The sequence below is a fragment of the Lachnoclostridium sp. An76 genome (genome assembly GCF_002161355.1).
GTDB lineage: Bacteria > Bacillota > Clostridia > Lachnospirales > Lachnospiraceae > Mediterraneibacter > Mediterraneibacter caccavium.
The window spans coordinates 622,316-640,558 of record NZ_NFHL01000001.1 but is presented as its reverse complement, the minus strand read 5'-3'; the positions used below and the strand labels follow the sequence as shown (position 1 = coordinate 640,558).

Below are 18,243 nucleotides of genomic sequence, written 5' to 3'. Positions count from 1 at the left end.
TCCTCAGTTTGAAAATAATATTTTTGATTCGCGGTGTAATCTGTTTTCAGTATAGCCCACAAAGGGGGCTCCGTCTATAAAAAATGTTTGCAAGTTTATGTAAAAATGTTGCAATGGATAAAACTGTGAGCCTATAATATGTGTGATGTGCCGGGTGAAAAGGCGGGAAGGAGGACAGAGATGCAGGATACGTACAAACATTCATATAAAATAGGAGAAAATCTGTTGAATTCGCTTTCGGTCTATAATGTGGGATACCAGAAATGCGAACCCGAATACCAGTGGGGCCCCGGGGTCAGGGACCATTACTGTATCCACCATATCCTGTCGGGCAGCGGGTACTATTCCACCGGGAAAGTGTCCTGCCGGCTCAGCGAAGGAGATACATTTATCCTGTATCCCGGAGTGGAGCTCGAGTACCGGGCGGACCGGGATGAGCCGTGGGAGTATGCCTGGGCGGGATTCATGGGGGCGGACGCGGCGTCCATCATCCGCAATACGGGGTTCAGCCGGGAGACGCCTTACATCCTGAAAGGCAAGGTCCCGGTGGAGGAGATCCGGGACGGGCTGGAGCGTATTTACAGCATGAAAGGGAATACCTACGAGGCTTCCGTTGCCATGACCGGGCAGCTTTACAGCCTGCTCGCCCTGTTCATGCACTATTCGGACCGGGAGGATCAGGAGAAGGATATCCGCCTTACTTATGTGGAGAAGGCGGAGAGCTATATCGGAACGAACTATTCCTATCCCATTACCGTGGAGGATATCGCGGATTATGTCGGGATCAGCCGGAGCCACCTTTTCCGGTCTTTCCAGAATTACGTGAGGAAATCGCCGAAAGAGTATCTGACGGAATACCGGATCAAGCAGGCGTGCCACCTGCTGAAGGAGACCTCGCTGTCTGTGTCTGCCATAGCCTATTCCGTCGGATTTGCGAATAACCTGTATTTTTCAAAAGCATTTAAGAAGCAGAAAGGCATCGGACCGTCGGAATACCGGAAAAAGCATATGCCCGCGGACGGATGAACTGCGGACGGATGAACTGCGGACGGATGAGCTGCGGCGGGATGGACTGTCTTCCCGGGATCACCGGGCGCCCGCCGTGGAATGTGGACGGGATTTCTTTCATAACCTGTATCAGAATGAGTCAACAGACCGGGGAGAAGGACAGGATGGGAGAAAGACATGGCGAAAAACAGGAGAGGTGAGATCAGTGGAGCCGGTGAGATCAGGAGATGGATGCAGGCCCTGGCGCTGACCGCGGTGCTCATGGCATACCCGGTATCCGCTCTCTGGGAGAGGGAAGAGGCCGGGGCGGAAGTTCAGGAAGAGGTGCAGGCGGAAGTGCGGGAAGAGATACAGACAGAGGCGCAGGAAGAGGCGCAGGAGGGAACTTCCGGGGTGCGCCCGAGGGTTGCCCTGACGTTTGATGACGGGCCCAGCCCGGAATATACGCCCCTCCTTCTTGACGGGCTCCGGGAGCGGGAGGTCAGGGCGTCTTTTTTCGTCATCGGCTCGAACATCGAGAAAGAGGGCGGGGAGGAGATCATCCGGCGGATGCATGAGGAAGGGCATCTGATCGGGAACCATACCTGGCATCATGTGGATCTCTCCGGCCTGAGTACAGAAGATGCGTGGAGAGAGCTGGAGATGACGGACAGCCGGATCCGGGAGATCACAGGGGAGGAGACGGATCTGGTGCGCCCGCCCTTCGGCGAGTTCCCGCAGGGGCTGGAAGAGCCGGATAAGCTGTATGTGAAATGGACGGTGGATTCCAGGGACTGGGTGACAAAGGATACGCAGGAGATCGTGAGAAAGGTAGTGACGGATACAGAAGAAAATGATATCATTCTCATGCACGACTGTTATGGAACATCCGTGGAGGCGGCGCTTCAGATCATCGATATCCTCAGCGAGAGAGGGTACGAGTTTGTCACAGTTGACCGGCTCCTTTTAGATTAGAACAGGGCGCGCGCGGCTCATGGGGCACGTACGGCTCAGGAATACAGGTAAGGAGAAAGAGATGATAAATGAATTTTCCAGGACAGAACTTCTGATCGGGGCGGAAGCAGAGAAGCGGCTCCGCTCTGCCTCGGTGATGGTGTTCGGCGTGGGCGGCGTGGGCTCCCACTGCATTGAAGCGCTTGCCCGGTGCGGCGTGGGGAAGCTGACGCTGATCGACAACGACCGGGTGTCGCTTACGAATATTAACCGGCAGTCCATCGCGTACCACAGTACGGTGGGAAGGTATAAGACAGAGGTCATGAAAGAACGGATCCGGGATATCTGCCCGGATATCTGTGTGGATACGCATGAGATGTTTGTCCTCCCGGATAATATTGACGCCCTGTTCGGCCAGATCGGGAAGCCGGACTATATCATTGATGCCATCGATACAGTGAGCGCCAAGATCGCCCTTGTGGAGCTGGCACAGAGAGAGAATATCCCGGTCATCAGCAGCATGGGCACAGGGAATAAGCTGCACCCGGAGATGTTCCGCATCGCGGACCTGTCGGAGACGCGTGTGTGTCCTCTGTGCCGGGTGATGAGAAAAGAGCTGAAAAACCGGGGGATCCTGCATTTGAAGGTGCTGTATTCGGAAGAAAAGCCAGTGGACACAGCCGGGCGCGCCACAGGGGAGGATCCGGGCGCGAGGCGGTCTGTGCCCGGCAGTATCTCCTTCGTCCCGCCGGCGGCAGGGCTGATCATCGCGGGCGAAGTGATCCGCACTCTGGCCGGGATATGATACAGGTTCGGATATTTCGGATATAAGGAGGAAGCCATGGATTTATTTGACTATATGAGAGAAAAGGAACAGGAGAAGGAGTCTCCCCTTGCATCCAGGATGCGTCCGTCAACGCTCGAGGAAGTGGTGGGGCAGCAGCATATCATCGGCAGGGACAAGCTCCTCTACCGGGCGATCAAGGCAGACAAGCTGAGTTCTGTCATTTTTTACGGGCCGCCGGGGACGGGGAAGACAACCCTTGCCAAGGTGATCGCCAATACGACCAGCGCGGAATTTAAACAGATCAACGCCACAGTAGCAGGGAAGAAGGACATGGAGGAGGTCGTGCGCCAGGCGAAGGATCTCCAGGGAATGTACGGGAAAAAGACGATCCTCTTTATTGATGAGATCCACCGTTTTAACAAAGGACAGCAGGATTATCTCCTTCCCTTTGTGGAGGACGGGACAGTGATCCTGATCGGCGCTACGACCGAGAATCCGTATTTTGAAGTCAACGGGGCTCTTCTTTCCAGGTCCAGTGTCTTTGAATTAAAACCTCTGGAAAAAGAAGATATCAAGACACTGCTCAGGCGGGCAGTTAATGACACGGACAAAGGGATGGGGAGTTTCCATGCCGCGATCGACGACGATGCATTGGAGTTCCTGGCGGATCTGTCCGGCGGCGACGCCAGAAATGCGCTGAACGCGATCGAGCTGGGGGTGCTGACTACGGAGCGCAGCGAAGACGGGATCATCCACATTACATTGGAAGTGGCGTCGGAATGCATCCAGAAGCGCGCCGTGAATTATGATAAGCGGGGGGACAATCACTATGACATCATTTCCGCGTTTATCAAGAGCATGAGGGGCTCAGACCCGGATGCAGCGGTCTATTATCTTGCCAAGATGCTCTATGCAGGCGAGGATGTGAAATTCATCGCCCGGCGCATCATGATCTGTGCCTCCGAGGATGTGGGAAATGCAGACCCCATGGCGCTCACAGTGGCAGTGTCCGCAGCCCAGGCAGTGGAGCGCATCGGTATGCCGGAGTCCCAGATCATCCTCTCCCAGGCGGTGACCTATGTGGCCTGCGCGCCAAAGAGCAATTCCGCGGTCAATGCCATCACTGCGGCAAACGATGCGGTCCGGCGGTACCAGACTTCCGTGCCGTCCCATTTAAGGGACGCGCATTACAAGGGAGCACAGAAGCTGGGACACGGCATCGGATATAAGTATGCCCACGACTATCCCGGGCACTATGTGGACCAGCAGTATCTGCCGGATGAAATAAAAGACGCCAGGTTCTATGAACCCGGCGATCTCGGTTATGAAAAAAATATCAAAGAATATCTTCGGAAGATCCGCGGCTCTGTAAAAGAATGATCTGTCAGAGCCCGGGATCCTGCCTGAGATCCTGTGTTACAGCAGATTGGCAAGCAGCTGCGCATAGATCTGCTGGCTGTTCAGGTCCCAGCGGTTTGCGATAGCTTCGGCCTCAGTCTCGGTCGGGACCGTGAGTTTCAGATCGATGAGGCTGGAGCCGTTTTCTACGATCTGGCACCGCACTTCATATTCTTTGTTTGTGTTGAGGTAGTAGTCTGACTTGACTGCTACCTCTTCCTTTAAGTCATACTGCTTTTCCTTCAGAAAATCATCGATATCCTTTCGGATGGCAGAAGAAATCTTATTGCTGAAATAATGGATCGTCTCCGCGCCGTTCTCGGTCAGATGGTACAGCGTACGGTTGTGGGTCGTCTCCGGTCGGATCAGCCCGGAGGAAGCCAGCTCGGAGAGCGCTTCCTGGAGTTTGAAATACGAAGTATAGCCTTTGTCGAGCACAAACTCCGAGATCTGGGAGGTGGTGAGAGGGAAGTCTACCTTGTTCAGCATATATAAGATGATCAGTTTATACAGTGTAAATGTCTCAGCCATAGTACTCCTTTCCCTGCCATAGATCGTTTTCTTTCAGATACTGGTTCAGCCGGTTCAGCACCGTGCGTTTGGCGCCCGTCCAGAGCGGCGCGATGAGGAGGTCTTTCGGTCCGTCACCGGTCAGCCGGTGTACGGCGATATCCGGTCTCAGGCGGGCAATGCACCGTCCCAGGATCCGGATATACTCTTCCATGTCCGGGGTGTGGAACGGATGGTCCCGGTAGATCCCTGCCAGATCCGTCCCCTCCAGGACGTGCAGGAGCTGGAGCTTGATCCCCTGGATATCCCGGCTGTTCAGATAGTCGACCGTCTCAAGCATTCGGTCCTCCGTCTCTCCGGGGAGAAAGAGGATCACATGGACGATCACTGTGATGCCCAGCCTGCGGAGATCAGCCACCGCTCTGTCAAACACGTCCAGGCTATAACCGCGGCGGATGAAACGGGCGGTCTCTTCATGGATCGTCTGGAGCCCCAGCTCGACCCACACAGGCTTGATCCGGTTCAGCCGCTCCAGGAGCTCCAGGACGTCACTGCCCAGGCAGTCCGGACGGGTGGCGATGGAGAGCGCCCTGACGTCCGGGTCCTGTATGGCTTCCGTGAAGATCTTCTCCAGATAGCTGACAGGCGCATAGGTGTTTGTAAACGCCTGGAAATATGCGATGTAAGAATGCACGGGACGCTTTGCCAGCAGGGCTTTTTTCCCTTCGGCGAGCTGCTCTGTCACGGAGAGGGCGGCATTCCCGGCAAAATCGCCGGAGCCTTTTGCACTGCAGAAGATGCAGCCCCCTGTCCCGATGTGTCCGTCCCGGTTCGGGCAGGACATCCCGCCGTTCAGCGTGATCTTGTATACCTTTTCCCCAAATGTCTCCCTGAGGCAGCAGTCCAGGGAATAGTAACGCCTTCCGCCCCAGCGGCCAAGATCTGCCTGTGTCAACGGATCAGATCCTTTACAGCCTGGCTTACGGTGTCCGCAACGCGCGGGTCGAACGGCTGCGGGAGGATGTTGTCCTCATTTAATTCCTCGTCAGATATCAGCCCTGCGATCGCTTCTGCTGCGGCAAGCTTCATCTCTTCTGTGATCTGGGATGCGCGTCCCTCCAGCGCTCCCTTGAAGATGCCCGGGAATGCGACTACGTTGTTGACCTGGTTCGGGAAGTCAGAGCGCCCGGTCCCTACGACCTTCGCTCCGGCTGCTTTTGCAAGGTCAGGCATGATCTCCGGCACCGGATTGGACAGGGCGAAGAGGATCGCGTCCTGATTCATGGAAGCGACCATTTCCTCTGTGACCACACCGGGAGCGGATACGCCGACAAAGATGTCCGCGCCCTTCAGAGCGTCCGCGAGCGTGCCCTTCAGGTCTTCCGGGTTTGTGACCTGGGCGATCTCTTCCTTCACCGGAGTCAGGTTGTCCGCTGAGCGGGAGATGATGCCCTTGCTGTCGCACAATATAATATGGGAGAACCCATAGGTGAGGAGGAGTTTGGCGATGGCGATGCCCGCGCTTCCTGCGCCGTTGATCACTACGCGGCAGTCCTCTTTTTTCTTTCCGGTCACTTTCAGCGCATTGATGATACCTGCAAGGACGACGATGGCTGTCCCGTGCTGGTCATCGTGGAATACCGGGATATTGAGGAGCTCTTTTAACCGTGTCTCGATCTCAAAGCATCTGGGAGCGGAGATATCCTCCAGGTTGATCCCGCCGAAAGCAGGAGCGATATTGACCACTGTGCGGATGATCTCCTCCGTGTCCTGTGTGTCCAGGCAGATCGGCACAGCGTTCACGCCGCCGAATTCTTTGAAGAGTACAGCTTTTCCTTCCATAACGGGCATAGCGGCGAGGGCGCCGATATTTCCGAGCCCGAGTACAGCGCTTCCGTCGGATACAACGGCAACGGTGTTTGCTTTGATCGTATATTTGTAAGCAGCTTCCGGATCCTCTGCGATCACTTTGCACGGCTCCGCAACTCCGGGAGTGTAGGCAATGGCAAGGTCCTCACGTGTGTCCACATGGGCTTTTGCCGTTGTCTCCAGTTTTCCGTTCCACTCCTCGTGCATTTTAAGGGCTTTTTCACTGTTGTTTGACATATTGATTACCTCTTTCATTTTCTGCTGTTTTGTAGATGCCAGTCCGCGCGGGTGCTGCTGTCCGCGCAGCAACGTTTGGACTGGGACTATCATATCACTTTCTACCCTGACTTGACAAGGGCAGGTGTGAAATGTATAATAGTTGCATATTTAATGCACTTTATCGATTTGAAGTCGATTCCGACGAAAATTCCCGAAGCATTTAAAAACATAAGGACAACGAAAAACAGATCATTTTATTAATGTAAGAAAGGAAAAGGATATGACAAGAGAAAAGTATGAGTCACTCCCGCTGGCAACGCTGAAAGAGCTTGCAAAGGCAAGGAAAATGAGAGGTGTTTCCACATTGAAGAAAAGTGAGCTGATCGACGCCATGCTCGCGCTCGACGCGAAGGAGGAGCAGGCGGAGGCTGCCTCAGAGGCAAAGGAAGAGGTCCGCGAGGAAATGAAAGAGAAGAAATCCGAGACGGATATCGAGCAGCTCGACAGCGGAAATACAGCAAACGGCATACTGGAGGTCATGCAGGACGGTTTCGGCTTCATCCGCAGCGACAACTATCTGCCCGGGGAGAATGATGTCTACGTATCTCCGGCTCAGATCCGGAGATTCGGGCTGAAGACCGGAGATATCCTGACCGGGAATACAAGGGTAAAGACCCAGGGAGAGAAATTCAGCGCCCTTCTGTATGTCTCCACGATCAACGGCCTGCGCCCGGCAGAGGCGATGAAGAGAAAGAATTTTGAGGACCTGACCCCTATTTTCCCGAACCAGAGGATCCGGCTGGAAAATCCGGGGAGCAGCACGGCCATGAGGATCATGGATCTGGTATCCCCGATCGGAAAGGGACAGAGAGGTATGATCGTTTCCCCGCCGAAGGCAGGAAAGACGACTCTGTTAAAAGAGGTCGCGCTCTCTGTGCAGAAAACAGAGCCGAATATGCATCTCCTCATCCTCCTGATCGATGAGCGGCCGGAGGAAGTGACAGATATCAAAGAAGCGATCTCAGGACCCAATGTGGAAGTCATCCATTCTACGTTCGACGAGCTGCCGGAGCACCACAAACGTGTGTCAGAGATGGTGATCGCGAGGGCAAAACGTCTCGTAGAGCACGGGAAAGACGTTATGATCCTTCTCGACAGCATCACAAGGCTCTCCCGCGCGTACAACCTGATCGTGCCGCCGTCCGGCAGGACGCTCTCAGGCGGTCTCGACCCTGCAGCGCTCTACAGCCCGAAGCGTTTCTTCGGAGCGGCAAGAAATATGCGGGAGGGCGGCAGCCTGACCATCCTTGCGACAGCCCTTGTGGATACGGGAAGCAAGATGGATGATGTCGTGTACGAGGAGTTCAAGGGGACGGGAAATATGGAGCTCATCCTGGACCGCAAGCTTCAGGAAAAGAGAGTGTTCCCTGCGATCGACATCCCGAAATCCGGCACGAGGAGAGAGGACCTGCTCTTAAATAAGGAAGAGCAGGAAGCGATCTATATCATGCGCCGGGCCATGAACGGTATGAAGTCAGAGGAAGCAGTGGACAATCTGCTCAATATGTTCACCCGCACAAAGACAAACGCAGAGCTTGTCCGTCAGGTGGTCAGACAGAAGTTTATCTAAAAAACAGTTGCAAAAGAAAATACTTTATGATACAATTTAAAAGCTGTTTAGAGACTATAATAGTATTTTAAAATAGAGAGGTGAAAATCATGCGCGAAGGAATCCATCCGGAATATCATCAGGCAACAGTGACCTGCAACTGCGGCAACACTTTTGTGACAGGTTCCACAAAGGAAAACATCCACGTTGAAATCTGCTCCAAGTGCCATCCGTTCTACACAGGACAGCAGAAGGCAGCACAGGCACGCGGCCGTGTTGACAAGTTCAACAAAAAATACGGTATTAAATAAGAAGAAAAGACAGAGCAGGCTGAGGTGGGAGCATCTCAGCCTGTTTTATTAAGATGACCAGGAGGCATTATGAAATCATCGAACATAGGCGGGCAGGCGGTCCTGGAAGGCATCATGATGAGGAACGGCGGGAAGTACTCTGTAGCAGTGCGGAAGTCTGATGGAGAGATCGCGGTGGACGTGCAGGATTACCACAGCATCATACCGTGGCGGACGCCCCTTAAGATCCCGTTCATCAGAGGGATCTTTAATTTTCTGGACTCCCTCGTGCTCGGCATGCGGACGCTGATGTATTCCGCCAGTTTTTTCGAGGAAGAAGAAGGGGAAGAGCTCACGGAAGCCGAGGCTGCAAAACAGGAGAAGCAGGAAAAAGTGATCATGTATGTGACCATGGCAGTGGCGATCGTCATTGCGGTGGCGCTTTTTATGGTGCTCCCCTATTTCCTCAGCAGTTTTGTGGAGAAACATACATCGTCCAGGGCGGCGATGACGATATTTGAAGGAGTGATCCGGGTGGCGATCTTCCTTCTGTACATTTTTTTCATATCCAGGACAAAGGATATCAGGCGGACATTCATGTACCACGGCGCGGAGCACAAGTGTATCAACTGCATCGAGCATGGGCTGGAGCTGAACGTTGAGAATGTCAGGAAGAGTTCCAAACAGCACAAGCGCTGCGGGACCAGCTTCCTTTTCTTTGTTATGATCGTGAGTATCATTTTCTGTTTCTTTATCACCACGGATTCCCAGATCCTGCGCGTCGTGATCAGGATCGCCCTGTTTCCTCTGATCGCGGGCGTGTCTTATGAGATCATCCGGCTGGCGGGGAACAGCGACAATTTTCTCGTAAACCTGCTGAGCAGGCCCGGAATGTGGGTCCAGAACATGACCACAAAGGAGCCTGACGACAGTATGATCGAAGTCGGGATCCGGGCGGTGGAAGAAGTGTTCGACTGGCGGACCTGGCAGAAGGAGAACCTGGGATGATGGAATGCGTGAACCGGGACAGAGAGGCCCTCGGGCATGAGGCAGAGAAAGAGACGCTCAAAGCTGCATACACCCTGGGGAGAGAGAGGCTCAGGCGGGCAGGTGTGCCGGAAGCGGACCTGGATGCCTGGTATCTCCTGGAGTATGTGACGGGGCTTGGCCGCGCGTCGTATCTAATGGAACCGGACCGGGAGATGACAGAGCAGCAGAGCTCGCGGTATGAGGAGTGTATCTCAAAGAGAGAGCAGCGGGTGCCGCTCCAGCATATCACCGGGGAACAGGAGTTTATGGGGCTGACCTTCCGGGTGGATGAGAATGTCCTCATTCCCCGGCAGGATACGGAGATCCTTGTGGAACAGGCGCTGGAGATATTAAAGAAGGGACAGCTCCCCCGGAGCGGCGGGAAGCTGCATATCCTGGATCTGTGTACAGGCTCCGGCTGTATCCTGCTCAGCGTCCTGCACTATGCAGACAAGTGTGATACGGGAAGGTATAATGCAGGACAGTGCGATACGGGAAGGTGTGATCCGGGAAAGCGCGATGCGGGAGATCCGGCAGGTATGCCAGAGGAAATTGAAGGCACAGGGGCGGACATTTCGGAAAAGGCGCTCTCCATTGCGGGGCAGAATGCTGATGCACTGGGGATCAGGGCCAAGTTCATCCGCGGAGACCTGTTTGAAAATATCCGGGGAAAGTACGGGATGATCCTTTCCAATCCGCCCTATATCCGCAGCGCGGAGATCGACGCGCTCCAGGAAGAGGTACGCCTGCACGATCCCCGGGAAGCGCTGGACGGGAGAGAGGACGGCCTGTATTTCTACCGGCGCATTACAGACGAGGCGAGGGAACATCTGCTCCCCGGAGGCTGGCTGATCTTTGAGATCGGATACGACCAGGCGGAGGATGTCAGCGGGATGATGCGCAGCGCCGGGTATACGGAAGTCCGGGTAAAAAAAGACCTGGCAGGGCTTGACCGGGTCGTGTATGGAAGATATAGTTAGATAATGTATAGTTTGATAGAAAAGGACAAAGGAAAATGTTTGACAGATTAGATGATCTATTGGTTCGCTATGAAGAAGTGATGGGAGAGCTGGCAGAGCCGGGAGCGGCGGATGACCAGCAGAGATTCCGCAGATTGATGAAGGAGCAGAGCGACCTTGCGCCCATCGTGGAAGCGTACAATGAGTATAAAAAATGTAAGCAGAATATCGATGACAGCCTTGCTATGCTGGAGGAAGAATCTGATGAGGAAATGCGCGAGCTGGCAAAGGAAGAGCTGAATGAGTCCAGGAAGCGTGTGGAGGAACTGGAGCAGGAGCTGAAGATCCTTCTCCTTCCCAAAGACCCGAATGACGACAAGAATGTTATCGTTGAGATCCGGGCAGGCGCCGGCGGCGATGAGGCGGCTCTTTTTGCGGCTGAGATCTACCGCATGTATGTACACTATGCGGACAGCCGTCACTGGAAGACAGAGCTGATCTCCCTGAATGAAAATGGCATCGGCGGTTTCAAGGAGTGCGTGTTCATGATCACGGGACAGGGAGCGTACTCCAGGCTGAAATACGAAAGCGGCGTGCACCGTGTACAGCGTGTGCCTGAGACGGAGAGCGGCGGGAGGATCCACACATCCACTGTGACCGTGGCGATCATGCCGGAGGCAGAGGAAGTGGATATCGTGATCGACGAGAAAGATATCCGCATCGACGTGATGCGCGCGTCCGGCAACGGCGGCCAGTGTGTCAATACGACGGATTCCGCTGTGCGCCTGACCCATTTCCCGACGGGTATCGTGATCTACAGCCAGACGGAGAAGTCCCAGCTCCAGAATAAGGAGAAGGCGTTCCGGCTGCTGAGATCCAAGCTGTATGACCTGGAGCTCGAGAAGCAGCAGGCGTCTGAGGCAGAGGCGAGAAGAAGCCAGATCGGGACAGGAGACCGCTCGGAAAAGATCCGTACTTACAACTTCCCGCAGGGACGTGTGACAGACCACAGGATCAAGCTGACGCTGCACAAGCTGGACTCTATATTAAACGGGGATCTGGATGAGATCATTGACAGCCTGATCGCGGCGGACCAGACAGCGAAACTGGCGAAGATGGAGGACTGATAAGATATGACAGAACCAGTATTTAAGAGACCGGAGCTGGAAGATAAGGAGATCATTTCATCATACTTCGCAAAATCGCCCAGCAGGAGCTGCGAGCGTACGTTTGTGAATGTGTATCTCTGGTCCAGACATTATAAAGTAAAATACGCTGTGATAGAAGATGCTCTTGTATTTAAGAGTGAAGATGACGGGCTGGCGTTCGCCTATCCGGCAGGCGAGCCGGAGAATGTCAGGAAAGCGCTGGAATTCCTGATGGGATATACAAAGGAAAAAGGCTGCCCGTTTGTCCTGTACAATGTGACCCCGGAGATGTTTGAACAGCTTGGATCCTGGTATCCGGACAGATTCAGCATCGGATATGACCGGGATATAGCGGATTATGTCTATGAGACGGAGAAGCTTGCCACGCTGGCAGGGAAAAAGCTCCACGGAAAGCGGAACCACATCAATAAGTTTAAGACGCTGTACCCGGACTGGACATATGAAGCTTTAAGCGACGATAATGTGGAGGACTGTTTCCAGATGGCACTCAAATGGCGGAACCAGAATGGGTGCGAGGAGGATCTGGAGAAGAATGCGGAGATGTGTGTGACGCTCAATTCCCTGCGCCTTTACAAGGAGCTGGGATTAAAGGGAGGCGTCCTGAAGATCGGAGAGCGCATCGTAGCGTTTACAGTAGGCGAGCCGCTGAGCCCGGATACATTCGTGGTCCACATCGAGAAGGCGTTCCCTGATGTGGAGGGCGCTTATCCTATGATCAACCAGCAGTTCGTACAGCATGAGTGTATGGATTACAAATATGTGAACAGAGAAGAAGACACCGGAGCGGAAGGGCTCAGGAAGGCGAAACTTTCATACAGGCCGGTGTTCCTGGAAGAAAAGGGCGTTGTAAAAGAAAAGGAGTGACAGAAGATGATTTCAAAGAAAATGGAAAACATGGTGGCAAACAGTTCAGCGATCCGCGCGATGTTCGAGGAGGGGAACCGCCTCGCGAAGATCTACGGCGCGGAGAATGTATTTGATTTCAGCCTCGGCAACCCGAATGTGCCGGCGCCGGAAGCTGTGAAGAAGGCGATCATCGACCTTCTCAATGAGGAGGATCCGGTGGTGCTCCACGGATATACGAACAGCAATGCAGGTTATGAGGATGTGCGCCAGGCAGTGGCAGAGTCCCTGAACGGACGGTTCGGGACAAGTTTCGCTGCCCGCAATATCACGATGACAGTGGGAGCGGCAGGCGGCCTGAATGTGATCCTCAAAGCGCTCCTGAACCCGGGGGATGAAGTGATCGTGTTCGCTCCTTATTTCGGAGAGTACAGAAGCTATGTGAACAACTATGACGGAGTGATCGTGGAGATCTCCCCGGATACAGCGACATTCCAGCCGAAGCTGGATGAGTTTGAGGCAAAGATCACACCGAAGACAAGGGCAGTGATCGTGAATACGCCGAACAATCCGACAGGTGTTGTGTACTCAGAAGAAACCATCAAAAAGATGGCTGCCATTATGGAAAATAAACAGAAGGAATACAACACAGATATTTACCTGATCTCGGACGAGCCGTACAGAGAGCTTGCGTACGATGGCATAGAAGTGCCGTATCTGACAAAATACTACGCAAATACTGTCGTGGGATATTCCTACAGCAAATCCCTCTCTCTCCCGGGCGAGCGTATCGGATACCTTGTCATCCCGGACGAGGCGGCTGACAGCGAGAACCTGATCTCTGCAGCAAATGTGGCTACCCGCATCCTCGGATTCGTAAATGCGCCGACTCTCCAGCAGAAGGTCGTGAAGGCGTGCCTGAATGAGAAGACAGACATCTCTTTCTATGACAGGAACAGAGAGACCCTTTATAACGGGCTGAAAGAACTGGGATTTGAGTGCATCAAGCCGGAAGGGGCGTTCTACCTGTTCGTGAAATCCCCTGTAGCGGACGAGAAGGAATTCTGCGCGGCGGCGAAGAAGTATAATATCCTCCTTGTGCCGGGAAGCTCTTTCGGATGCCCGGGGTATGTGAGGATCGCATACTGTGTGGCATATGAGACCATCGTGAATTCCCTGCCGAAATTTAAAGAACTGGCGGCAGAGTATAAAAAATAACTGGCGGCAGAGCATAAATAGGAGCGCGGAAAGCGAGAAGGCGGAAAACGAGAAAACGGCAAGCGAGAAGACCGAGAAGAGACAGATAGAAACGGGAGACAGGAGAGAAAAGACATGGCAGTCAGAGCAGAACTTTTAAAGAATATACGGAGCGTGGAACCTTATGTGCCCGGGGAGCAGCCGCAGGAAAAGGTGGTCAAGCTGAATACAAACGAGAATCCCTATCCGCCTGCGCCAGGGGTGCAGGCAGCGCTGGATTCCCTTGATCCGGCGGATTTCCGCCTGTACCCGGACCCGACGTCCAGCGAGCTGGTGCGCTCCCTGGCGGATTACTACGGAGTGGGCGAAGACCAGGTGTTTGTGGGAGTGGGGTCGGACGATGTACTCTCCCTTTGTTTCCTGACATTTTTCAATTCAGAGAAGCCGGTCCTGTTCCCGGACATTACATATTCCTTCTATAAAGTCTGGGCGGAACTGTACCGGATCCCGTATGAGTGCCCGGCGCTTGACGGAGATTTCAGGATCGTAAAGGAAGATTATTACCGGGAAAACGGCGGGATCATATTCCCCAACCCGAACGCGCCGACCGCGATCTATGAGGAACTGGATTTTATCGAGGATATCCTGGAGCATAACCGGGATTCCATCGTGATCGTGGATGAGGCGTATGTGGACTTTGCGGGGAGATCCGCGATGGAGCTGATCGGGAAATACGACAACCTGATCGTGACCCAGACATTTTCCAAGGCCCGGAGCATGGCGGGCATGAGGATCGGATATGCCATTTCAAATCCGGATCTGATCCGCTGCCTGAATGATGTGAAGTATTCTTTCAACTCCTACACCATGAGCCGCGCCGCCCTCGTGTGCGGAGCCGCGGCGGTGGAGGACCGCGCTTATTTTGAGGACAGCGTGTGCAGGATAAAGGAGACAAGAGAACGGACAAAGAAAGAACTCGCAGAGCTTGGATTTGAGTTTACGGATTCAAAGGCAAACTTCCTGTTCGCGCGCCATCCCCGCTATGACGGCGGGCAGCTCTTCCGGGAACTGCGGGATGCGGATATCTATGTGCGCCACTGGGACGATGAAAGGATCGGACAGTATCTCAGGATCACCGTGGGCACGGACGAAGAGATGGAGATCCTGCTTAAGTTCCTTAAGGAACGGCTGTCCCAATAGGTAAATCAGTATTTGTAGGGGAACTTCTTCGACAAAAGGTGCCCTCCTCCCCAGCCGGCAGAAACATACAACTAGAGACGAACTTTTCCGCCAAAAGATAAAATTCCCCCTAGCAGGCAGAATTCTATCACAAGAGAGGCGCAGCTCGCTGGGCCAAATCGAACGGCTAATCCTCTTCCGGAAGTCCGCCGGATCTCCCGGTGGAGAAAAATTTCCGCTTTGCCGCTGAAGCTCCCTTTTCGTTCCGTTTCGAGATTCTGCATTTGACTGCGGGGACCTTCCGATCGGATGCGCGCAGAAAACCGTTCCCCTTTGATGCACCTTTCGCGGCGGACGGGGATATGGCGACGGTGACTTGGAGTAATCTGATGGAAAGACTTAAAAGAATGGGATGCGGCGTTAATTTCAAAGCGGATGCCTGAGCCGCAGGCGAATCTTCCGCTTTGGAATTGTCCTTAGCCGTATCCCATTCTTTTTACGTCTTTCCCGGATTACGGAACCGGAACCCGAGCCATATCCCCGTCCGCCGCGAAAACGTCCTGCAGCAAACCGGCGGTTTTCGGACGTCACATTTACAAGGAAGGCACCCCCACAAATACAGATCTTACTCTACTTTGACCCGGCTGTTGAACTTATCCAGCGCCAGCGCGCAGACGATACCGACCGCGATGCAGATCAGGTTGACGATAGCTGAACCTGCGGTGAGGAAGCTCTGGACCGGGATGATCATGACGGTTGCCGCGATCACAATGCCCACAATGCCGTGGAAGGCGATGGAATAGTAATTGTCAAACAGTGCGTTGATCGCCTTGGCGAGCAGGATGACTGTCACCAGTGCCCCGATCCCGCCCGGGATGAGCACTCCCATGTCAAAGTGTCCGATCCCGTCCACGAACGGCGTGTAAAGACCGAGGGGCATCAGCAGTGTGGAAAAGCTCATGCCGGGAGCGATCACGCTCAGGGCGAGGCAGAATCCGCAGAACAGATACCAGAAAAAGTTCGGCGCGATCTCAACGGATGTCATCTGAAGTCCGATGAGCAGTGCGAAAATAACACACATGCATACGACAAGAGAGATCCAGGAGCCTTTTGTCCTGCCCTGCTCGCCTGCTTCGCGGAACAGGGAGGGCAGCATGCCCCCGATCAGGCCGATGAAGAGGCAGACAGACGGATCCGGGTACTTGTTGAGGAAGAAGGCAAGGATATTTGCCACGCCCAGGAAACCGATGACGCCGCCGATGAATACGGGGATCAGTTTCGGCACATGAGTCCGGAAATTTTTAAACGGATTGGATAACAGTTCCATGATCGGCTTGTAGATGCCGAAGATCACACCCAGCACGCCTCCGGATATGCCGGGCAGGACCGCCCCGAGCCCGATCAGCGCGCCCTGTATGACGCGGAACAGAAACTGCAGTGGGTTAAAATTGCTGCTTGGCTTTTTGTCCATATGTTTGTAAATCCTTTCTTTTCTTCATATACTTATTTTACAGACCATAGTATTTATACTATTTTTCTGCGGTTTTTGCAAGTAAAATGCAGTTCCTGCATCTGCGGGGGGAGGGGATCCGTCCCTTTTGGAGCGTTGACATCACACAGCGAAATCCGTATAATGAAAGACAGAAAAAAGGAAGGAAACAGCTTATGATCTACGAGAATAATGAAGAAAAAAGAAATACTCTCTGGAGAACGGTCCTGACTGTCTCTTCGGTGATCATTATCATCATATTGATCTTTTTTATCGTAAAGCTTTTTACCGGCAATCCCCTGGAAGGGAGCTGGGTCAGCGAGGACAGCGGCGCGGTGCTTGAGATCGGTGATGACGGGGCAGTGACACTGACCGGCGGTACAGACGGGGAAGAGGAAGAGGCTGCCCCCATGTCGTATACCGTGGATACAAAAAATAAGATATTTACTGTATATACGGATTCTGCTTATGCGGAAGGCGTTCTGTCAGGATCCTATGATTACAATATCGAGAAGGATACCCTGACGCTGACAGAGCGTGAGTACGGGGATCAGATGGTCTTTACAAGAAAGTAGGCAGACAAAGAGTTGATCAGAGAGGAGTTCCGTTCGGCGGGACTCCTCTGCTATCCTGAAGGAGAAGCAGATAGAAGGAAAGGAAGAGAGAAGAAAGAAGATGGAAGGAGGAAAAGATGATGTACAGGAACCAGACAAAGGAGATTTCCATCGGCGGCGTAAAGATCGGAGGGGATAACCCGGTGGCGATCCAGTCCATGACAAATACCAGGACAGAAGATGTGGAAGCGACAGTGGCTCAGATATTGAAGCTGGAGGCAGCGGGATGTGAGATCATCCGCTGTGCTGTGCCCACAATGGAGGCGGCGGAAGCTCTCCGCGGGATCAGGAGCAGGATCCATATCCCCCTCGTGGCGGACATCCATTTTGACTACAGGCTCGCCATAGCGGCGATCGAGAACGGGGCGGACAAGATCCGCATCAATCCCGGGAATATCGGTTCGGAAGAGAAGGTGAAAGCGGTTGTTGACAAGGCGAAAGAATACAATGTGCCGATCCGGGTCGGAGTGAACAGCGGCTCTCTGGAAAAGCATCTGCTGGAGAAATACGGCGGCGTCACCGCGGAGGGGATCGTGGAGAGCGCGCTGGATAAGGTGCACATGATCGAAAGGATGGGATATGACAACCTGGTCGTGAGCATCAAATCCTCAGATGTGATGATGTGCGTGAAGGCGCATGAGCTGATCGCGAAGGAGTGCCCGTACCCGCTCCATGTAGGTATCACGGAGTCCGGGACCGTGTACTCCGGCAATGTGAAATCTTCCGTGGGCCTGGGGATCATCCTGTATGAGGGCATCGGTAATACGATCCGCGTCTCCCTGACCGGGGACCCGGCGGAAGAGATCCGCACAGCGAAACTGATCCTCAGGACGCTGGGCCTGAGAAAAGGCGGGATCGAGGTCGTGTCATGCCCGACATGCGGGAGGACGAAGATCGATCTCATCAGCCTTGCCAATGAGGTAGAGAAAATGGTGCAGGACATTCCCCTTGACAATATTAAGGTGGCTGTCATGGGCTGCGTGGTGAACGGCCCCGGCGAGGCGAAGGAAGCGGACATCGGCATTGCCGGCGGCATCGGCGAAGGACTGCTCATCAAGAAGGGCGAGATCGTAAAAAAGGTAAAGGAAGAAGAGCTGCTTGAGACGCTGAGGCAGGAGCTTCTGAACTGGGAGAGATAAGG

Annotated in this window: 19 protein-coding genes; 15 read left to right on the top strand and 4 right to left on the bottom strand. The window is 53.8% G+C overall.

Annotated elements, in window-relative coordinates; all coding sequences use genetic code 11:
- The first annotated feature begins 180 nt into the window (after positions 1-180).
- The 4 genes from B5G27_RS02870 (at position 181) to B5G27_RS02850 (ending at position 4,108) form a co-directional block, all read left to right on the top strand.
- On the top strand, positions 181-1,026 hold the full coding sequence (locus B5G27_RS02870; protein WP_087177461.1) for an AraC family transcriptional regulator: 846 nt from the start codon (positions 181-183) through the stop codon (positions 1,024-1,026).
- A gap of 159 nt (positions 1,027-1,185) precedes the next feature.
- Complete coding sequence (locus tag B5G27_RS02860; RefSeq protein WP_087177459.1) at positions 1,186-1,962, top strand: polysaccharide deacetylase family protein; 777 nt, start codon at positions 1,186-1,188, stop codon at positions 1,960-1,962.
- Between the two features lie 61 nt (positions 1,963-2,023).
- Positions 2,024-2,746: a tRNA threonylcarbamoyladenosine dehydratase gene (locus B5G27_RS02855; protein WP_087177458.1), complete on the top strand. Its 723-nt coding sequence runs from the start codon at positions 2,024-2,026 to the stop codon at positions 2,744-2,746.
- A 36-nt stretch (positions 2,747-2,782) separates the two neighbouring features.
- Positions 2,783-4,108 (top strand): replication-associated recombination protein A, encoded by a 1,326-nt coding sequence (locus B5G27_RS02850; RefSeq protein WP_087177457.1) that lies wholly within the window; start codon positions 2,783-2,785, stop codon positions 4,106-4,108.
- Positions 4,109-4,144: 36 nt separating this feature from the next.
- On the opposite strand, the gene B5G27_RS02845 is transcribed toward B5G27_RS02850, so the two are convergent.
- From B5G27_RS02845 to B5G27_RS02835, 3 genes are read right to left on the bottom strand one after another with little or no spacing between them, the layout of a single operon-like run.
- A complete protein-coding gene (locus B5G27_RS02845; RefSeq protein ID WP_087177456.1) occupies positions 4,145-4,657 on the bottom strand; it encodes a DUF4364 family protein in 513 nt (170 codons plus the stop codon).
- Positions 4,650-5,591, bottom strand: coding sequence for a TIGR01212 family radical SAM protein (locus B5G27_RS02840; RefSeq protein WP_087177455.1), 942 nt, complete (start codon positions 5,589-5,591; stop codon positions 4,650-4,652). Before B5G27_RS02840 ends, B5G27_RS02845 begins: the two co-directional genes overlap by 8 nt.
- Complete coding sequence (locus tag B5G27_RS02835; protein ID WP_087177454.1) at positions 5,588-6,742, bottom strand: NAD(P)-dependent malic enzyme; 1,155 nt, start codon at positions 6,740-6,742, stop codon at positions 5,588-5,590. The genes B5G27_RS02840 and B5G27_RS02835 overlap by 4 nt, the downstream gene beginning before the upstream one ends.
- Before the next feature lie 262 nt (positions 6,743-7,004).
- On the opposite strand from B5G27_RS02835, the gene rho reads away from it, so the two are divergent.
- The 9 genes from rho (at position 7,005) to B5G27_RS02790 (ending at position 15,442) form a co-directional block, all read left to right on the top strand.
- On the top strand, positions 7,005-8,354 hold the full coding sequence (rho, locus tag B5G27_RS02830) for a transcription termination factor Rho (protein ID WP_087177453.1): 1,350 nt from the start codon (positions 7,005-7,007) through the stop codon (positions 8,352-8,354).
- Positions 8,355-8,443: 89 nt separating this feature from the next.
- Positions 8,444-8,644 (top strand): 50S ribosomal protein L31, encoded by a 201-nt coding sequence (gene rpmE, locus B5G27_RS02825; protein WP_009242226.1) that lies wholly within the window; start codon positions 8,444-8,446, stop codon positions 8,642-8,644.
- Positions 8,645-8,713: 69 nt separating this feature from the next.
- Positions 8,714-9,631, top strand: coding sequence for a DUF1385 domain-containing protein (locus tag B5G27_RS02820; protein WP_087177452.1), 918 nt, complete (start codon positions 8,714-8,716; stop codon positions 9,629-9,631).
- Positions 9,631-10,632, top strand: a complete 1,002-nt coding sequence (gene prmC / locus B5G27_RS02815; RefSeq protein WP_087177733.1) for a peptide chain release factor N(5)-glutamine methyltransferase — start codon at positions 9,631-9,633, stop codon at positions 10,630-10,632. Before B5G27_RS02820 ends, prmC begins: the two co-directional genes overlap by 1 nt.
- A gap of 35 nt (positions 10,633-10,667) precedes the next feature.
- Positions 10,668-11,738 carry a peptide chain release factor 1 gene (prfA, locus tag B5G27_RS02810; protein WP_087177451.1) on the top strand — a complete coding sequence of 357 codons (1,071 nt, stop codon included), beginning with the start codon at positions 10,668-10,670 and terminating at the stop codon, positions 11,736-11,738.
- A gap of 6 nt (positions 11,739-11,744) precedes the next feature.
- Positions 11,745-12,644 (top strand): DUF2156 domain-containing protein, encoded by a 900-nt coding sequence (locus tag B5G27_RS02805; RefSeq protein ID WP_087177450.1) that lies wholly within the window; start codon positions 11,745-11,747, stop codon positions 12,642-12,644.
- A gap of 6 nt (positions 12,645-12,650) precedes the next feature.
- The gene (locus B5G27_RS02800) at positions 12,651-13,841 is read left to right on the top strand and encodes a pyridoxal phosphate-dependent aminotransferase (RefSeq protein ID WP_087177449.1); all 1,191 of its coding nucleotides are present in this window, start codon (positions 12,651-12,653) and stop codon (positions 13,839-13,841) included.
- A gap of 114 nt (positions 13,842-13,955) precedes the next feature.
- Positions 13,956-15,020: a histidinol-phosphate transaminase gene (gene hisC, locus B5G27_RS02795; RefSeq protein WP_087177448.1), complete on the top strand. Its 1,065-nt coding sequence runs from the start codon at positions 13,956-13,958 to the stop codon at positions 15,018-15,020.
- Between the two features lie 200 nt (positions 15,021-15,220).
- Positions 15,221-15,442 (top strand): hypothetical protein, encoded by a 222-nt coding sequence (locus B5G27_RS02790; protein WP_087177447.1) that lies wholly within the window; start codon positions 15,221-15,223, stop codon positions 15,440-15,442.
- Positions 15,443-15,624: 182 nt separating this feature from the next.
- Here B5G27_RS02790 and B5G27_RS02785 read toward each other — a convergent pair whose 3' ends face one another.
- Positions 15,625-16,470, bottom strand: coding sequence for a DUF368 domain-containing protein (locus tag B5G27_RS02785; protein ID WP_087177446.1), 846 nt, complete (start codon positions 16,468-16,470; stop codon positions 15,625-15,627).
- A 194-nt stretch (positions 16,471-16,664) separates the two neighbouring features.
- Between B5G27_RS02785 and B5G27_RS02780 the strand changes: the two genes are divergently transcribed.
- Both B5G27_RS02780 and ispG read left to right on the top strand, forming a co-directional pair.
- Positions 16,665-17,063, top strand: a complete 399-nt coding sequence (locus B5G27_RS02780) for a hypothetical protein (RefSeq protein ID WP_087177732.1) — start codon at positions 16,665-16,667, stop codon at positions 17,061-17,063.
- Between the two features lie 116 nt (positions 17,064-17,179).
- Positions 17,180-18,241, top strand: a complete 1,062-nt coding sequence (gene ispG / locus B5G27_RS02775; protein WP_275533015.1) for a flavodoxin-dependent (E)-4-hydroxy-3-methylbut-2-enyl-diphosphate synthase — start codon at positions 17,180-17,182, stop codon at positions 18,239-18,241.
- Positions 18,242-18,243: the final 2 nt, after the last annotated feature.

What these genes read in the sequence shown, in the direction of transcription:
- B5G27_RS02870 (WP_087177461.1), top strand. Translation starts at nt 181, where the DNA reads ATGCAGGATACGTACAAACATTCATATAAAATAGGAGAAAATCTGTTG.
- B5G27_RS02860 (WP_087177459.1), top strand. Translation starts at nt 1,186, where the DNA reads ATGGCGAAAAACAGGAGAGGTGAGATCAGTGGAGCCGGTGAGATCAGG.
- B5G27_RS02855 (WP_087177458.1), top strand. Translation starts at nt 2,024, where the DNA reads ATGATAAATGAATTTTCCAGGACAGAACTTCTGATCGGGGCGGAAGCA.
- B5G27_RS02850 (WP_087177457.1), top strand. Translation starts at nt 2,783, where the DNA reads ATGGATTTATTTGACTATATGAGAGAAAAGGAACAGGAGAAGGAGTCT.
- B5G27_RS02845 (WP_087177456.1), bottom strand. Translation starts at nt 4,657, where the DNA reads ATGGCTGAGACATTTACACTGTATAAACTGATCATCTTATATATGCTG.
- B5G27_RS02835 (WP_087177454.1), bottom strand. Translation starts at nt 6,742, where the DNA reads ATGTCAAACAACAGTGAAAAAGCCCTTAAAATGCACGAGGAGTGGAAC.
- rho (WP_087177453.1), top strand. Translation starts at nt 7,005, where the DNA reads ATGACAAGAGAAAAGTATGAGTCACTCCCGCTGGCAACGCTGAAAGAG.
- rpmE (WP_009242226.1), top strand. Translation starts at nt 8,444, where the DNA reads ATGCGCGAAGGAATCCATCCGGAATATCATCAGGCAACAGTGACCTGC.
- B5G27_RS02820 (WP_087177452.1), top strand. Translation starts at nt 8,714, where the DNA reads ATGAAATCATCGAACATAGGCGGGCAGGCGGTCCTGGAAGGCATCATG.
- prmC (WP_087177733.1), top strand. Translation starts at nt 9,631, where the DNA reads ATGGAATGCGTGAACCGGGACAGAGAGGCCCTCGGGCATGAGGCAGAG.
- prfA (WP_087177451.1), top strand. Translation starts at nt 10,668, where the DNA reads ATGTTTGACAGATTAGATGATCTATTGGTTCGCTATGAAGAAGTGATG.
- B5G27_RS02805 (WP_087177450.1), top strand. Translation starts at nt 11,745, where the DNA reads ATGACAGAACCAGTATTTAAGAGACCGGAGCTGGAAGATAAGGAGATC.
- B5G27_RS02800 (WP_087177449.1), top strand. Translation starts at nt 12,651, where the DNA reads ATGATTTCAAAGAAAATGGAAAACATGGTGGCAAACAGTTCAGCGATC.
- hisC (WP_087177448.1), top strand. Translation starts at nt 13,956, where the DNA reads ATGGCAGTCAGAGCAGAACTTTTAAAGAATATACGGAGCGTGGAACCT.
- B5G27_RS02785 (WP_087177446.1), bottom strand. Translation starts at nt 16,470, where the DNA reads ATGGACAAAAAGCCAAGCAGCAATTTTAACCCACTGCAGTTTCTGTTC.
- B5G27_RS02780 (WP_087177732.1), top strand. Translation starts at nt 16,665, where the DNA reads ATGATCTACGAGAATAATGAAGAAAAAAGAAATACTCTCTGGAGAACG.
- ispG (WP_275533015.1), top strand. Translation starts at nt 17,180, where the DNA reads ATGATGTACAGGAACCAGACAAAGGAGATTTCCATCGGCGGCGTAAAG.